This is a genomic window from Gammaproteobacteria bacterium (assembly GCA_016200485.1).
GTDB lineage: Bacteria > Pseudomonadota > Gammaproteobacteria > Tenderiales > Tenderiaceae > JACQEP01.
In genome coordinates this window covers 249,436-266,262 of record JACQEP010000016.1, presented here as the reverse complement: position 1 = coordinate 266,262, position 16,827 = coordinate 249,436, and the positions used below count along the sequence as shown (strand labels likewise).

At 52.4% G+C, this 16,827-nt stretch carries 9 protein-coding genes; 3 read left to right on the top strand and 6 right to left on the bottom strand.

Annotation, left to right across the window (positions count from 1 at the left end; translation table 11 throughout):
- Positions 1–71: 71 nt before the first annotated feature.
- Positions 72–443 carry a response regulator gene (locus HY272_11265; protein ID MBI3773264.1) on the bottom strand — a complete coding sequence of 124 codons (372 nt, stop codon included), beginning with the start codon at positions 441–443 and terminating at the stop codon, positions 72–74.
- Between the two features lie 906 nt (positions 444–1,349).
- Between HY272_11265 and HY272_11260 the strand changes: the two genes are divergently transcribed.
- Positions 1,350–6,194, top strand: coding sequence for a response regulator (locus HY272_11260; protein MBI3773263.1), 4,845 nt, complete (start codon positions 1,350–1,352; stop codon positions 6,192–6,194).
- Between the two features lie 52 nt (positions 6,195–6,246).
- Positions 6,247–7,356, top strand: coding sequence for a response regulator (locus HY272_11255; GenBank protein ID MBI3773262.1), 1,110 nt, complete (start codon positions 6,247–6,249; stop codon positions 7,354–7,356).
- A gap of 47 nt (positions 7,357–7,403) precedes the next feature.
- Here HY272_11255 and glk read toward each other — a convergent pair whose 3' ends face one another.
- From glk to HY272_11240, 3 genes are read right to left on the bottom strand one after another with little or no spacing between them, the layout of a single operon-like run.
- The gene (glk, locus tag HY272_11250; protein ID MBI3773261.1) at positions 7,404–8,399 is read right to left on the bottom strand and encodes a glucokinase; all 996 of its coding nucleotides are present in this window, start codon (positions 8,397–8,399) and stop codon (positions 7,404–7,406) included.
- On the bottom strand, positions 8,399–9,145 hold the full coding sequence (pgl, locus tag HY272_11245; GenBank protein MBI3773260.1) for a 6-phosphogluconolactonase: 747 nt from the start codon (positions 9,143–9,145) through the stop codon (positions 8,399–8,401). The genes glk and pgl overlap by 1 nt, the downstream gene beginning before the upstream one ends.
- A gap of 53 nt (positions 9,146–9,198) precedes the next feature.
- Positions 9,199–10,788 carry an HDOD domain-containing protein gene (locus HY272_11240; protein ID MBI3773259.1) on the bottom strand — a complete coding sequence of 530 codons (1,590 nt, stop codon included), beginning with the start codon at positions 10,786–10,788 and terminating at the stop codon, positions 9,199–9,201.
- Positions 10,789–11,356: 568 nt separating this feature from the next.
- On the opposite strand from HY272_11240, the gene HY272_11235 reads away from it, so the two are divergent.
- A complete protein-coding gene (locus HY272_11235; GenBank protein MBI3773258.1) occupies positions 11,357–12,811 on the top strand; it encodes a hypothetical protein in 1,455 nt (484 codons plus the stop codon).
- 41 nt (positions 12,812–12,852) lie between these two features.
- Here HY272_11235 and HY272_11230 read toward each other — a convergent pair whose 3' ends face one another.
- Both HY272_11230 and HY272_11225 read right to left on the bottom strand, forming a co-directional pair.
- The gene (locus HY272_11230; protein MBI3773257.1) at positions 12,853–14,592 is read right to left on the bottom strand and encodes a hypothetical protein; all 1,740 of its coding nucleotides are present in this window, start codon (positions 14,590–14,592) and stop codon (positions 12,853–12,855) included.
- Positions 14,593–16,824, bottom strand: coding sequence for a cytochrome C (locus HY272_11225; protein ID MBI3773256.1), 2,232 nt, complete (start codon positions 16,822–16,824; stop codon positions 14,593–14,595).
- Positions 16,825–16,827: the final 3 nt, after the last annotated feature.

Below are 16,827 nucleotides of genomic sequence, written 5' to 3'. Positions count from 1 at the left end.
GTTCTTCAGTGCCCTGATAATTCTTGCGCAGTGAGCCGTACTCCAATCAAAGCAATAATGGAAATATCGGTTTAACTTAAGGAGCCGAGCGCTTTTTTGACGGCGTTTAACAACTGCTGTGGATTGAATGGCTTGACGAGCCAGCCAGTGACGCCTGTGGCCTTGCCCTGTTTTTTGATCTCTGTCGTACTCTCCGTGGTCAGCATCAGAATGGGGGTAAAATTATAGTCAGGCAGGGATCGTAGTTCCCTGACCAAGGCGATGCCATCCAGCCGCGGCATGTTGAGATCGGTGATGACGAGGTCGAATTTTCTGCCCATGGCTTTATTCAATGCGTCTTGTCCGTCAAGCGCCTCAATCACATCATATCCGGAGTCCTTAAGTATCGCGTGTACCATTTGGCGCATGGATGTCGAATCGTCTACCACCAAAATGGTTGCCATACTTTTATCCTAATATATTGTGCGAATTACTCCGATACTTTTCTTTCTTTTTATATATCGATTTCACCTAATTAACAAGGCGTTTCGCGCCACACTGTTAATTATTAATCGGGCATTTAAATGTATTCAGATGCCCGATTAATAATTGCGACTGTCGGATGCCCATTAAAGAGGCAGAGGTCAGTCCGTGGCGCAACACATAAACCGCAAAAGGCTTGATAGGACTGCCCATTTCTGAAAAATAACCAGGCAAACACCTATTGTGTTTTTGTTCTGGTACTCGGCGTTGGTTTGCTGTTGATGCGTCTAAGTTGCGTCCATGTGTGCCATGTCATGCGTCTTCCATGGGTAACAGGATATCTGCCAGTATTAGCAGGGACATTCAGTCTCCAGTACTTTGCGTCAAACAGTCGGTCAAGGTACCTAAAATAGGGAGCTTGCATCACTACCGGATTTTTCCTGTAGAAAAAGTGGCCCTGAATACTATTGAATTTTCCTTTTCTGTCGATATTTATTGATAACAATCGAAGTCTCGTTTTTACCATCTCATAGAGTGGTTTTTAAATTGGTATCGTTGACTGGTCTCCACGGTATCTGCCAAGGAGGGACATGATGTCTTGGCAGAGCAACTTGAGCGCTGCAACCACTGCTCCTTGTCGGGGAAGGGCAAAAATTAACTCGCGCCTCAACTCGGTAAACATAATCTGGTCACTCACATTATTGATACTATACCTTTTCTTCACCAAAGTATGGGCGTATGAACCGTCCATCCCGATTTTCATTCTACATTCCTATAGCTATGAATATCCCTGGACCAAAAGGCAGCAGCAGGCGTTTGTAGAGGCTCTTAAGTCAGATTCTTCTCGTGAATACACATATATTATCGAGTCGCTTGATAGCAAACGCGTGCCCTATAACCGCGAGGTTGCCGAACTCACGGCGAAATACCTTCAGGAAAAATACCGCGGCGTCGAGCCGGCGGCAATTTATGTTACCGACGACAATGCTTTATCCTTCGCCCGTTCCCACCTGACCGCAATCTTTCCTAATGCGCCCGTTTTTTTTTCGGGCGTAAATGATGAGTACATCCTGGCTGATATTGACCACAACCGCATCACCGGCGTTCTCGAAAGAAAAGATCTTTCTCCAAACGTCGATCTAATAAAACAAATTGATCCAAAAAACCGGGATATCCTGTTCGTGGGTGATACCAGTGAAACCTATAAGGCCGTCGAGCGTGAAATCAAGGAAGATCTTGCAAATTATCCGATGCTCCGAGCCAGCTTTATTTCAAGGCGAAGACTCGATGAGGTTGTATCGGAGTTACAACAACGAAAAGAGCGATTCGTGGTCCTGACAACCGTCGGCGCCTTGGTTGATTCAAATGAGCGCTCAATCACGCTTCCACAAATCCTGCGTGCCATTACGCAGGCGGGAACACATCTATTTATCAGCACGGAAGACGCTTACATGTTGTCTGGCGTGATTGGCGGTTATGTCGTGAGCGGCGGAAATCAGGGAAGAAATGCCGCCACGTTACTCATCAGGCATCTAAATGGCGTTCCCATCTCTGCCATTCCGCCGATAGCGGATAGTCCAAACGAATATATATTCGATGGAACTGAACTTGCCAAGGCTAGTGTTACCCTGCCTGACACCTTGCTGCGGAAGGCAACGATAATAAACTCGCCACCAAATTTTTTTGACCGTCACCGCCAATGGGTAGACAGCGTAATGTATGGCATGACTGCTGCATTGACTATTCTTTTAATGTTGTATATAGCGTTATATGTCAAAAAAAAGAAGATTGCTGTCAAGTTCGCAGAACAAGAACTCGCGATCAGTCAAAGCCGCCTGGCGACAGTGTTCAATAATGTCGTCGATGGAATTGTGGTGATTAATGAGGGCGGTACGATAGAAGAATTTAATGTCGCTGCCGAGCGCATATTCGGCTATCCGCGCGCAGAAGTCATCGGCAAAAACGTAGGCATGCTAATGCCGGAGCCAGAGCGCAGCCATCACGAAAGTTACATGAGGCGTCATATCCAAACCAATAGCTCAAACCCTATGGTCGCTCGCCGGGAGCTGCCGGGCCAGCACAAAGATGGCAGTATATTTCCAATGGAGCTGGCGTTGAGTGAGGCTGTCATCGGCGACCGCCGACTCTTCACCGCGATTATACGGGATGTTCGCGGGCGCAAGCAGACCGAGGCGACATTGGCGGCGCAACACCACCAGATTAAAGCGATTAACAATGCCCAATCGCGTTTTATCAGGGGTGGCGATCCACGCGAGCTTTTTGAGCAGTTGTTGCCGGAAATCCTGGCGCTGACCGGGAGCGAATTTGGATTCATCGCTGAGGCGATACAGGACGCGGAAGGCAAGCCTTATCTCAAGTTTTATGCGCAGACCAATATCGCCTGGGACGAGGCTACCCGCACGTTCTATGAGCAAAACGCGCCCCAGGGGCTGGAGTTTCGCAATCTCAATAATTTGTTTGGTCATGTCATTCTCAGCGGCGAAATAGTGATCAGTAACGATCCCGCCCATGACCCGCGTAGCGGTGGTACGCCGCAGGGACATCCGCCGCTTAAAAGTTTTTTTGGCGTACCCATCTACTTTGGTGAGCGGCTGATCGGTATGGTAGGCTTGGCCAATCGTCCACAAGGTTATGACCAGGCGATGGTCGATTTGTTGCAGCCGATTATGAACACCTACGCCCAACTCTTCGACGCCATTGACAAGGGACGGGAGCGTAAGCGTGCGGGGCTGGATTTGAAACGGGCCAACAGTTTTATGGCCGGGCTGGTCGAAAATCTACAGGCAGGTCTGCTGGTGGAGGACGAGATGGGCGAGATCCATACCGTAAACCAGACCTATTGTGACATGTTCGGCAAAGGTGATCTGCCGCTGATGATCGAGGGTACTGGCGGCGCACAAGAGTTCCAACACAATCAGGCGCTATTCATTGATCCCAAGGCTTACCTGCAACAGCGTCAGGACTGTCTGAACGGCCAGGGTGTAGTGGCCGGACACGAACTCGTCCTGCGCGATGGCCGCATTTTCGAACAGGACTACGTGCCGCTCATTTTTGAAGATGAACTCGGTCAGACGCACCGCAATCATCTGTGGACTTACCGCGACATCAGCGAGCACAAACAGATACTGGCCCGGGTCGCACAACAAAGCGAACAACTTGAGCAGATGCAGCATTTTGTCGAGCGGACGCTCGATGCATTGAGTTCCAGTATTTGTGTGCTCGATGAGATTGGCAATATACTCTATATCAACGAAGCCTGGAAAAACTTTGGCCGGGGCAACGGCCTGCGCGATTCCGACAGCTGTCTGAACGCCAATTATCTGGAGATTTGCAATCAGGCGGGAGACGATGCCGATGCCAGATTGATCAGCCAGTCTTTGCGTGAGTTGTTGCGCGGCGAACGTGAAAAATTTGTCGCCGAATATGCTTGTCATAGCCCCTATAGCCAGCGCTGGATGATGCTCCACGCCACGCGCTTCGCTACCGATAATGGCATTCGCGTGGTTATTGCTCATGACGATGTGTCGGAGCTGCGTCAGGCGGCAGCTGCCGCCGAAGTGGGGGCGAGAGCGAAGAGCCAATTCCTCGCCACCATGAGCCACGAGATTCGCACCCCCATGAATGGCGTGCTGGGCATGTTGCACCTCCTGGGCAAAACGGAATTGAACGCGCAGCAACGGCGTTTTATCGATACCGCTATCGGTTCCGGGGAGATGCTGCTCAAGGTAATCAATGATGTCCTCGACTTCTCCAAATTGGAAGCCGACAAGTTGGAACTCGAATCCATACCGTTTGATCTGGGCGCATTGATGGAACAAACAGTGGCGCTACTGGCGGAAGGAGCGCATGAAAAACGGGTGGAGCTACTTTATTTGACGGATCCAGACATACCGCGCCGGCTCATGGGCGATCCGACTCGCCTGCGTCAGGTATTAACCAATTTGATTAATAACGCCATCAAGTTCACCGCAAAAGGCGAAGTTGTGTTGTCCGTCACCAAACTTGAAGGAAACCTGATTCACTTCGGCGTGCGAGACACCGGGATCGGTATGTCCGAAACGCAACAGCAACTATTGTTCAAAGCATTCAGTCAGGTTGATAACTCTCATACCCGAAAATACGGCGGCACCGGCCTGGGACTGGCCATTAGTCAGAAGCTGATCGAGGCCATGGGTGGCAAAATAAAAGTTATCAGCGCGCCCGGCGTGGGTTCGGATTTTAGTTTCGATCTGTTGCTCGAGGTCATCGACGATAGCGAAGTGCGATGTCAAATTTCACCGGCTCTTTCCAAACTACGTTTTCTGGCAGTGGATGACAATCCCATGTTGAGAGAGTTGCTAAGAAGAATTTTTGAAAGCTGGAAAGTTGCCAAGCTTAGTTTAGCTGAAAACGGTGCTGATGCTTTGGCACAATTACGGGCTGCCGTAGCTGTGGGTGAGCCCTTTGATATTGCTTTTCTGGATCTAAATATGCCTGGCATGCATGGACTGGAGTTGGCGCGCAGCATCCGTGCCGATACTACACTGAACGGCATGAAACTGGTGATGCTCAGCGCAGTTAACCAAGATAAACCGGCACCAGACCTCGATGCCTGGCTGACCAAGCCGCTGCGGCAATCTGAGTTCTATAATTGTTTAATGAGGCTGGTAGGCGAACAGGTGTCGGCTGAATCCGGAACCGTGGCCAGCCCAGAAGGGGATACTTGCTGGTTCGGTAACCGCAGATTGCTGCTGGTGGAAGACAACAGCATTAATCAGGAAGTCGCGCAGGAAATTCTTGGTGCGGCGGGTTTTGCCATTGATATCCGGGAAAATGGTGCCGAGGCCGTGCAGGCCGTGCAGGACAACACCTATGACGCTGTGTTGATGGATATCCAGATGCCGGTCATGGATGGCCTCGAGGCAGCGCGAACTATTCGCGCGCTCGGCGGCCGCTACACCGCGCTGCCGATTGTTGCCATGACTGCCCACGCCTTGAGCGGGGACGCCGACAAGAGTCTGGCCGCGGGCATGAACGGCCATGTGACCAAACCGATTGATCCAGAAGCCGTATTCAAGGAGCTCGCACGCTGGATCAAGCCCAGTGAAAAGCCGAGTGAAGCCATGGCCACGACAGCAGCATCCGCGCCGATTACCATACCTGAGCTACCGGGTATCGATGTCACTGACGGTATGGAGCGTCTGCGCAATTGGGAGACGTACCGTCGGCTATTGAAAAATTTTCGCGATAAACACGCTGGTGCGGCAGACAGACTGGAAAACTTAATTCGCCGGAATGAGTGGGAGGAAGCGACACGGCTGGCACACACCCTCAAAGGTAGCGGTGGCAACCTGGGGGCCAAAAAAATATATGAGGCGGCTGCAGCGATGGAACAGGCCTGCCGGGCAGAAAATCAAGATCGAGTAACGGCCCAGTTCCCAATCTTACGTTCCCGCCTTGAAGAAGTCATCAACGGACTTGCAATGCTAGTGCCGGAGGTCGCAATAAAAGCTAGTGTCACATTTGATCCGGCGGCTTGGCGCAGTGGCTTGGAACAGTTGGCGAACTATTTGGATTCTGATCTTGGTGAGGCGCAAGCGTGCCTTGAGAGCCTGCGACAACAGGCGTGCGGAACGGAGAATGCAGCCGCGATAGAAGAACTCGCAAGCGCGTTGAATAGTTTCGATGTCGATACAGTCAAAGAAATCGTTCAGCGTTTGCAAAGCGTATGAGCAGGTGTTTGGACTTACAGGCTGTTAGGGATAGCACAAGGAGAAATAACCCATGAGCAACGACAAGAAACGGATTTTGATCGTGGATGATTCGACGGATGACATTCATGTCTTGATGGAAAACCTGAAGCAGGATTACGCCGTGTTGGCCGCTACCAGTGGCAGAAAGGCGCTCGAAATGGCAAGTAAAAGCCCTCACCCCGATGTGATCCTGATGGATGTAATGATGCCGGACATGGATGGCTATCAAACCTGCCGCCGTTTGAAGGAAACTCCGGAGACCCAGGGCATCGATGTCGTTTTCGTGTCCGCTCACGATACCACCGAGGAAAAATTGGCCGGCTACGAGGCCGGTGGCAGCGACTATCTCATCAAACCGGTTCAGCCCATCGAGCTTCTGCAAAAAGTGAAACTGGCGATCAAGAACCGGGATGCCCGCACCGAAACGGAAGCGGAAAAGTCGATGATGATGCAAACCGCCATGACGGCCATCTCCAACGCGGGTGAACAGGGAGTGGTGGTGGACTTCATGCGCCGGAGCTTTACTGTCCAAAGTATCGAGGACTTGGCCCGGCTTGCCGTCGAAGCGACTGCAAACTACGGTCTGGAAAATAGCGTGCAGCTCCGTTCTTCCAGCGGTGCCGTCAACGCCGGCACCGCCGACCCGATGTCGCCCCTGGAGATAGAACTCTTGTCCCGGTTGAAGGATGCGGGACGGCTCAAAACGAGCGGCGCACGATTGATCGCCAATTTTGGCAACGTTTCGATGTTGATCAAGAATATGCCGGCTGACGAAGATAAATGCGGCCGCTTGCGCGATCATCTCGCCATTCTGCTGGAGGGGGCTGATATCCGGTTGCAGGCATTGGAAATGGCGCAGCAATTGGCCGTGCTAGTGGCGGACTCCAATCAGGCGCTGCAAGAAATCGGGGTTCAGCAGAAACAACAGAAAGAAGCGGCGATGCAGATCATGGACGATGTCATGAAGGAACTGGAAGCATCATTTCTGCGCTACGGTTTAACAGAAGACCAGGAGCAGCGGTTATTGAAGGTCGTGCAAACCGGTGTAGATAAATCGTTGGACAATTTCGAACAGGGATTGAAAATCGATGCGCAATTGCGTGCCATCATCGATCGCTTAATGCGGTTTTCGAAGAGCTGAATACGTGTCGCGGGCCGGAATCAAGCCGGCACCCGGCGTAATGACAATTACCGGGCAAGCAGCCGCTGCGCCATCAGTCGTGCGCCAATCAGGCCAATATTGGAATTCATTACGACCTTAATCGGAAAGCGCTGCATTAAAGCGCTCATCTTGCCTTTGTGGTGAAAGGCCGGCAGAAATAAATCGCTCTGTAGCTGCTGAATGATTTTGGGCGCAATGCCACCGGCGAGGAAAATCCCACCCGTCGGCAAACAAGTCAGCGCAAGATTGCCAGCCACATTGCCATAGATTTGCGTGAATACATCCAGCGTGCGATGGGCGATGTTATCGCCATGAGTTGCGGCGCTACTGATGGCGGCGCCAGGATCGGCGCTATGAGTGATATTGAGCAGGAGGGATTCTTCGCTACCGTGATCAAGTTGGTGTAGCGCATAATAGATATTAACCAGCCCTGGTCCTGACAGCACATGTTCGATCGAGACATGACCGAGTGTCTGTCGCAAGTAGTTAAAAACAACGAGCTCATCATTGCTTGCTGGCGCAAAACCGGCATGGCCACCTTCTGTGGCGAGCACGTTATAGCGCTGGCCATCATGCACCATCAAGGCGACACCTAAGCCTGTGCCCGCACCCAGCACAAGCCGCACACCACGTGCATCGCAGCTGACATTTTGTAGTGTAACGAGTTCATCGCCGCACAATCCGTCCAGACCATAAGCCACTGCGGCAAAGTCATTGATCAGTTTGACGTGCTGAATTTTGAATTGAGATGCGAGTTGCTGGCTATCAAGATGCCAAGGCAAATTTGTAATCTCGGCAGATTCACCATGGGAAGAGGCCGTAACAGGCCCGGCAACGGCGATACATGCGGCACCTACAGGGCCAGGATGATGCGCCAGAAAATTGCTAATGATGCCATCGAAACTGGCGTGATCCGCGCTGGCGTAACGCTGATCGGCAATTAACGTTGAATGAGTGCCGTCAAACTCGGAAAGTTCAAGCAGGGTCTTGGTGCCGCCAAGATCAACCGCCAGTACGCGCATTAGGATTTACTCTTGAGTTTGCTGGCAGCGGCCTGATCCAGACACCAGATCAATTCGCCTTCAGGTTGTATCATCTCCACCGGATAGCCCGGCACACTGGGCGCGCGGTTTAAAACTTCAGCAATGATATCGGCCTTGGGTTCGCCCGAAACAAACATCCAAATCTGACGCGCATGATTGATGACAGGAAACGTAACACTAATGCGCCAGCAATCAAGCTTTTGAACCCACACGGCGGTTACTCGCTTGTCAGTCACCTGGAGGGCATCAGTATCCGGAAACAGGGAAGCAATATGGCCATCGGGGCCCAGTCCCAGCAATATCAAATCAAACTGGGTCTGGCCGCTAGCGTCGCGTGGCACAAAACGGAAAATTGTTTGATCATATTCAGCGGCGGCAATTTTAGGAATGGGATGTTCGCCGACGATGCGGTGGATATGGGCCTTGGGTAATGGTACATGTACCAGCAGCGCTTCTTTGGCCATCCGGTAATTGCTGTCGGCATGATCAGCGCTGACGGCGCGCTCATCACTGAAAAAAATATGGGTGTGTTCCCATGGCATTTGTTGCGCCAGTGGCGCTTTTGCTAAAAGTTGATAGAGACGACGCGGGGTGTTGCCACCGGTCAGGGCGATATAAAAATCACGACCGCTATCGACCGTATGCTGGGCCAGAGACACGATGGCCTGGGCCGTAGTGCGACACAGGGTCTCCATGTCGGGTTCAATGCGAATGCGCGTCTTCATGGCACTATCTTAGCGCGCCCGCGTTGCACCCTGTCAATGAAAATGGAAAAAGATTACCGGCAAGTCTGTAATGCGAGCCGGGCTTGGGCCACGAACTGGATAAAGCCGCGTTGCTGGTCTGTTGTAATGCCTTTGCCGCCCTTGCCACGATCGGCATAAATGAATCCAATAGGTTTGGAGCCGGAGCGGAGCGAAGAGGCAACGAAGGACTTGGCCGCGATCTTGGATTCAAACTCTGGAGGCAGGGCATTCTTCCACTGTGAGTCGGCAGCGTCTTGAACGGTGATTTCGCTGCCCTCGAGAACAATGCGGGCAAAAATATCGGATTTTGAATTAAGCGGGAAATTAAAATATTCCTTTAGCATATCCTTGTCATGACCAACAGCGATGCGGCCTATATAGTGACTACGATCCAAAGATAACAGACACAGTAATACTCGGTTGAGGCCGATAGCCTCATGGACACCCTCTAGAACCTTGACAAGAACATTGTTGAGTTTTGCCGAGTCGGTGATCAGGGTGGTAATTTCCTGGATATATTGCAATTGAAGTTGTGCATTAATTTCCGCTTTAGAGGCAGTTTTTGCGTCGGGTGTGGTTATGGACGTGGCGGCATCCGATAAAGTTGCATCGTCAGTTTCAACGATATCGCCGTTGGGATTCTGAGCCACCTGATCACGGGTGGCGCTGGCAAAAAAGGCAAACTGACGTGCCAGCTTGTCGCGGGCATCGTCGCCGGTTTCCACCACCACCGGCATCATCTTGCGTTTGTCCAGCCCATATTCCTGGGCCAGTTCGCAAGACATCTTGAATGAATTTGTTAAAGAACCTTCAACCTGCTTCACGCTCAGACCCGCAGCCTTGGCCATATCCATAATGAGTTCCTGTTGCGAAGGACCTTTGCCTGCATAGTCAGAATAGAGTCCGGCAACGACCTTGGACGCGATCGCGGCCAGCGCCTGGTTAAGTTCCAGAGGCTTGGTGATTTGGCCTTGAATTTTGGGCAATTCACTTTCCATGGTTGAAACAATGCGCGGCGCGAAGTCCCAGCTGGTGGCAACCTCCTTGCCAACATCGGACACAGTCATGCCCAAAATTGTTCGTTCATTATCGACAGCACCCAAGTTACCTTCGCGATTGAGTTTTTGTATTTCCAGATAGCGATCGGATAAAAAGTAGGCGGTGAGTATTTCGCCCAAATTGTGTAATAAGGCACAGGTGTATGTTTCTTCGGCATCCTCTATGCCGCATTTAATCGCCATGTCACGCACAAAGCCGGCGGCAATATAGGCACGTACCAACAGCTTGCTCATGTCGATGCCGGGGTTTTCGTGCTGGAAATTTTCGATGAGTTTCAGGGTCAGGGTGAGATTTTTGACCGTATCGAAGCCGAGCAGAATAATTGCCCGTGAAATCACGTTAATCTTGCCGCCGAAGCGATTGAAATAAGGTGAATTGGACAGGCGCAGCAGCTTGGTGCTGAGATTGGCGTCCTTGAGTACTTCGTTCGCCAGATGCATGGCATCGGAATCCGGGTCGGAGCTGATGCGGTGAATATGGTTCACCGAGGCGCTAAAGACCGGCAAATCGCCAAGACGCTCGATCTTGGCGGTAATTTGTTTCATGGTTTCCTGTTTGCTCATCCCTGCCGCCAATTCCAGTAAGGTTGGTGGGCTTTAACCCATTGATTTTAATAACTCAGGTGTCAATGTAAGACTTCCGCCCCGTGGTATATAGATCGGCAGCAGTGGGCAAAAAAACAGGGGGGAGTTAACGAGATCCGGCAGTTCAACCCTGGGCGGTTCGATAGGGAAGTACTCGGTGCCGGAGCGCTCGAATTTTCGATGTCTTCGCGCAGGCTATGCGATGACCGCCATTGATCGACGCTAATTCAGGATTTTTCAGTCTTAATATCGACATAATCGAAGACGATATCGGCATAAAGCGTAACGAGGCCAGGTGCGATGGGATGACGGCTTTCTTCGATGGATTCGGACAGGTGGCTGCCTACCTGCGCGCATTCAAAGGCGGATAATAACCATATAAATTATACAATATTTACCTAGTTAGACCTTGATTCAGGCAATAGTTGCTTTTTGGTTGTGGGTTTCAGCCCCAATTCAGCTTGGTGTTGTATTTTGAATTACGGATCATCCATTAAGTGTTGCCAATCGCTGTGGGGTTGACCGGAAAATCTAAGTGAGAGCCGAGATGAGTAAAAGAGATGACATCGGCTCAAGGATGAGTGAGAAATTCAAGGGGCAGGCCACGCTGGGCCGCGCAGCCTTGCTGGCGCTGATGGCCGTGATCTGGCCTTTAAATGCCCTCGCATATTTCGGATTAAATTTCCTGCCCAATACCACGGTCACCGACACCACCGGCGATGCCAATGGTTATCAAGGCGGCCGCCATCTGTCTTCCTGCTTTTTTACCGGTTATGGTTATCAGGATAATGGGTGTATCTGGGACAAATCCATTTTGACCGCTGGCGTCAAGACCAAGAAATTCGGCATCGCCGATCAGATGGAATATCGATACGAAGCCGTCACCGTCAGCGGCTATACCGGTGCCGACGCAGCGCTGAATGGCACATGGTTTCACCTGGTGCTGGGCGGCCGCGACTCCGAATGGAAGCAGGACACCTACGTCAAGATGGGGGGGTCGCAGACCTACACTCAAGGGGGTGACTTGGCAACCAAGTCGAGTCCCAGCGGCACCCCGGCAGGTTCGTTGTCGGACAGCGGCGGGTTCACGGGCGCCACGGTGGGCAGCAACAACAATTTCACCGGCATCATGGACGCCTTCAACACGGATGCCTGTGCCCTATATGCCGGAAACGGCTGTGATCCGATCGGCCTGTACAACTCCGACGGCAATGGCAACGCGGTGGGTATTACCAACCACCGCGACCCACGCTGGAATGGTAACGGCTCCGGTAACCCCACCCGTGTCATCATGCGCCAGGTGGACAAGAGCGCCACTGGCGCCTATCAGGAATTTCTCAAGGATCGCATCGATCACAAGCCACTCATTTATCAGAGTGTGAATGATCCAGTCGAGGGGTATTCGGCAATCTTCCAGGTCGATATGCGTAATCGCACCTATAGCGACACCACGGCGCTGACCATTGGCCAGAACCCAGTCGTGCCGCATGATCGGGAATTGGCGCTGAACAAGAGTACCAACGCCCGCACCTCCGGTAACTCAACACTGGACGGCAAAGCGTTTAATTACAGCTATGATCCCAACTCCGAGATCGTGATGAAACAATGGTTCACTGATCCGTTAAGGGCGCCGGATGCCCACTATGATGCCTTCGAGCGTGCCTCGGTACCCGGTAATCATGTCCACATGACGGCAAGCCAATATAGTTATACCCCGGGCGCTGGCTGGGTGGCGCCCGCCGCAGGTTTGGATACTTACTACAGCGCATTTTATAACCGCCAATTTTATACTGGCGGCGCCATCGGTACCGTCAAGAACACCAATGGCGGCACGTATTCCAATAACACTTGGTACAAAGATGGCGGCGGTAATTACATTCCGATCTACCAACCGGGCACCTATGCCTATGTCGAAGGCGGTTTCGATCAATTGGGACAAGCCCCATGGAGCTTGGCAGACCCCGCGCAAAACATCTGTATGGCGAGCCCGTTCTGCCCTTAATCGAATGGGGATGTTTCAGGCGATAACAGCATCACGACGCTTCAAAAATTCACGCGATAACCGGCGTAGAGGTAAGTGGTGTCAGTATCAATCGCTTGTGGCCAGGTATTGAGATGTGAGCGTTCGTAACCGGCCTCCAGTTCGAAGTAGAAGCGCTTGCCCCAGAGATAGTCGACTTTTAAATTTGGCGCGGCATCCCATTGTGTATCGGCGCGATCGTTGTAACGGCGATAGTTCAGGCGCATCCCTGGATTGATGCGCCAACCATCCGTAGTGACGTGTCGGTGATTCGCATTAAAAGTGGTTTGATCGATATTTTGAGCAGTGGCAAGTCGGAGCGCGAATGTTGTGTAATCCTGAGGCCAACCGATGCCATTGCCAACCAGCCGTCCGCTGATCGAATGTTCGATACCCGTACTGTCGGTCGCGGCAACGCCGCCAGAGGCGGGCGTTGCCGAAAGATCGCTGGCGCTATAATCGAGATCGCCCCGCCAGCGGCTGCTGAAGGGATGTGAAATTCCGAGCATCACAATGCGGCTAGTCGCAGTGCGATCTGCCGCCAAATCGCGGATCTCGGATTCGGTAAACAGTTGCCGCAGCTCGTCCAGTTTGGTGACGGGCTGCCCGATGATCGCGTTACGCGTGGCGAGCAGCGGACTACTGCGATAATCGATCGCGTAATTAACGATGTTTTGATCCGCAAGCGTCAAGGTGCCCTGGGCCATTAAAATGTTGAGGGCATGATAGCCGACATCATAATCCACCAACCCGGCAAACGTCTGCGTTTCGCTGTAGTAGCGTGACTCTAGGCCGATAGCACGTCGGTCGTTAAGACTCTCGGCAGTTTGATTGATTAGATAGCCATTAAAATTCCAGAGACGATCACTGGTTTGAGTATCGAGACTCAAACTAACGAAATGACGAAGCGGATCGACACGAGTGTGTGACGACGATTCGACCGGTGATCCGCCAGCAAGCTTTACCGAATTTCCACCCGGCAAGCGCATGCGGAGATTTAGCCCGTCGAAGCGGCCAAAAATACCGCTGTCATATTGAGTTTGGCGGCCGATACGCGCACCGAATGGGCTTTGGCCGCTCAGATCGAGATAAGCAAAATACAAATAGTCTTTATCCTTATTCGAAGTGATATCTGCAAGATGGCCGGCGTTAATACGACCTTTGATGTCAAGATTGCTGCTATGACCGCGGGCATTCAGATCAATGGATGACAAGAGCGAACTTTGATCAGATGAAGACGTGGCCGTTGAAGTTGAGAAATGGCGATAGGTCTGACCGAACGATCCATAGAACTCGGATCCCTTCTCTTGTTTCGCAACGGGCTTCGTTTCAGGCACGGTCTCTTTTGGTTTCCATTCCGCAGTTACTAGGCCTGCAAGTCGCTGCCGCACACGAACTGCACCTTCGCCTTTGGGAAAGCGTGACAAATACTGCTCGTATACCGCCTTTGCCTGTGCGTACTGGCCATTGCGTTCACGGACGACACCAAGCATTTCGAGTGCTACCTGAGCAAAACGTTTATCCTTGCTATCGAGCGCCTTAGTATAGAGTTGAGCCGCGCGTGAGTAATCGCCCGAGCTAAATGCGCGACGCGCTTGTTCCATGGTCGCTGCCAACGGGTCTTCCGGCAACTCAGCGAGCGATTCACCCGGTGGCGGTGGCGTCTCAGGCGTGACGGGTATATCAGCCGCAGAAAAGACGCGCGGCGGCAATAAGAATGCGCACAATAATAAGGACCAGCGAAAAGTATGTGTGCTATTCATTTAGAATTCCGCATCCGTTATATGATGTTGGCCGCTGCGCGCCACTCCCTGTACGTGGCAGCTACCGCTACAGTTGCGCAATTGACTGACCGTTTCATCGTGCGGGCCCTGTTTGAAATTACCAGCATGACAGGCGCCGCAGTCGGGTTGATAAGCTGGATATGGCCAATTCACTGCGTTGCTTAAGGTGCTGTGACAACGGCTGCTGTTACACGTCAATGGCGCGCGGTGATTGCCGGGGTACTTAGCCGAGGTATGCGAATAGGTGCTGACCGGTCGCCAGGCGAGAGTGACGTGACAGCTGCTGCATTCGCCTGAGAAATGCCCAGTCGGTTTACCGGTTGCACTGACGCCGTTATGGCAAGTGGAACAAGCGGCGGTCACCCCCGAATGACTAAACGTCGCCGGCAGCCAGGCAACAGTGGTGTGGCAACTGTTGCATTGCAAGGTTGTCGCTATGTGCGTTGCTGACTTGCCGGTAGCGCTGGTACCGTTGTGACAGGTGGAACAATTCGTGCCGACCAGTGAATGATTGACGGTCGCAGGTCTCCACGCTGCGGTGGTGTGGCAACTATCACAGGTCAAGGTGGTGACAATGTGTGAGGCCGATTTGCCAGTAGCGCTGGTGCCGTTATGGCAAGTGGAACAGGCGGCAGTCACCCCCGAATGACTAAATGTCGCCGGCAGCCAGGCGTTGGTGGTGTGACAACTGTTGCATTGCAAGGTTGTCGCTATGTGCGTTACCGTTTTGCCGATAGCGCTGCTGCCATTGTGACAGCTTGAGCAGTTTGTACCGACGAGCGAATGATTGACGCTTGCAGGTTTCCAAGCAGTGGTGGCATGGCACGTATCACACGCCAGCGTAGTAACAATGTGTGAGGTTGATTTGCCTGTGGCGGTTGAACCATTGTGGCACGTGGCACAGGTCCCAGTGGCTCCGGTGTGGTTGAAATTGGCCGGTAACCATGCACCTGTATTATGACAAGTTCCGCATTGTAACGTAGTCGGAATATGAGCAGCTGTTTTACCGGTGGCGGTGGTGCCATTGTGACAGCTTGAGCAAGTCGTGCCGACCAGCGAATGATTGACGGCCGCAGGTTTCCAGGCGCGAGTGGTATGGCAGCTGTCGCACTGCAAGGTGGTGACAATGTGCGTCGTTGTCTTGCCGGTCGCACTGCTGCCATTGTGACAGGTGGAGCAGGCCGCAGTAATGCCACTGTGGCTAAAGGTCGCGGGCTTCCAGGCAGTCGTAGTATGGCAACTATTGCATTGCAACGTGGTGACGATATGCGTCGCTGTCTTGCCTGTAGCGCTCGTTCCATTGTGGCATGTGGTGCAGGCCGCCGTCGCACCGAGGTGATTGAAGTTAGCGGGTTTCCAAGCAGTCGTGCTATGACACGTGCCGCATTGCTGTGTCGTCGCAACGTGTGTTGCGGTTTTGCCGGTAGCGTTAGACCCGTTGTGGCAGCTTGAGCAATTAGTACCTGCGGTGGAATGATCAACCCCCGCGGGTAACCAGGCATTGGTGGTATGGCATATGCCGCAGTCCTGGGTCGTGGTGATGTGCGAGACCTTCTTGCCCGCTGCTGACGTGCCGTTATGGCAGGTCGAACAACTGCCGGTCACGTTGCTGTGATTAAAATGCGCTGGCGTCCATGACAGCGTTATGTGACAACTATTGCAATCAAGAGTTGTTAACACGTGATTTGCCGACTTACCCATAGCAGAAGTGCCGTTGTGACAACTCGCGCAACTTCCACTCACCTGACGATGATCAAAGACGGCAGGCGTCCAGCTGCCACTGATATGGCAATTATCGCACTGACTATTGGTTTGAATGTGTTTGGCTGGTTTGCCAGGTGCAGTGCGGCCATTGTGGCATTTAAAGCAATCGCTACTGACCTCGGCATGATCCATTCGTTTTGCCGGCGTCCAGGTATATACGCTATGGCAGGCATCGCAGGTACTGCTAGAGACGATGTGGCGCGAATTTTTGCGTGTCGCATTAATGCTGGCACTGGCACCATGGCAGCCCTGACAGGTACGCGGCGCGCCCTTAAATACCCCGCGTGGGTGGCAAGCCGCGCAATTTACCGTGGCATGGCCACCGGTGAGCGGAAAGGCCGTCATGGAGTGATCAAAGCGCTGCTGCGAGCCAGTACCCGCGGCTATTGCGGACAGGCCGAACATAAGTCCGGCGATCAAGATGAATAGTGAAGCAATGCGTTTCATATA

Excerpts from the sequence above, each read along its gene's own strand:
- HY272_11255 (MBI3773262.1), top strand. The coding sequence starts at position 6,247 with ATGAGCAACGACAAGAAACGGATTTTGATCGTGGATGATTCGACGGAT.
- glk (MBI3773261.1), bottom strand. The coding sequence starts at position 8,399 with ATGCGCGTACTGGCGGTTGATCTTGGCGGCACCAAGACCCTGCTTGAA.
- HY272_11265 (MBI3773264.1), bottom strand. The coding sequence starts at position 443 with ATGGCAACCATTTTGGTGGTAGACGATTCGACATCCATGCGCCAAATG.
- HY272_11240 (MBI3773259.1), bottom strand. The coding sequence starts at position 10,788 with ATGAGCAAACAGGAAACCATGAAACAAATTACCGCCAAGATCGAGCGT.
- pgl (MBI3773260.1), bottom strand. The coding sequence starts at position 9,145 with ATGAAGACGCGCATTCGCATTGAACCCGACATGGAGACCCTGTGTCGC.
- HY272_11235 (MBI3773258.1), top strand. The coding sequence starts at position 11,357 with ATGAGTAAAAGAGATGACATCGGCTCAAGGATGAGTGAGAAATTCAAG.
- HY272_11230 (MBI3773257.1), bottom strand. The coding sequence starts at position 14,592 with ATGAATAGCACACATACTTTTCGCTGGTCCTTATTATTGTGCGCATTC.
- HY272_11225 (MBI3773256.1), bottom strand. The coding sequence starts at position 16,824 with ATGAAACGCATTGCTTCACTATTCATCTTGATCGCCGGACTTATGTTC.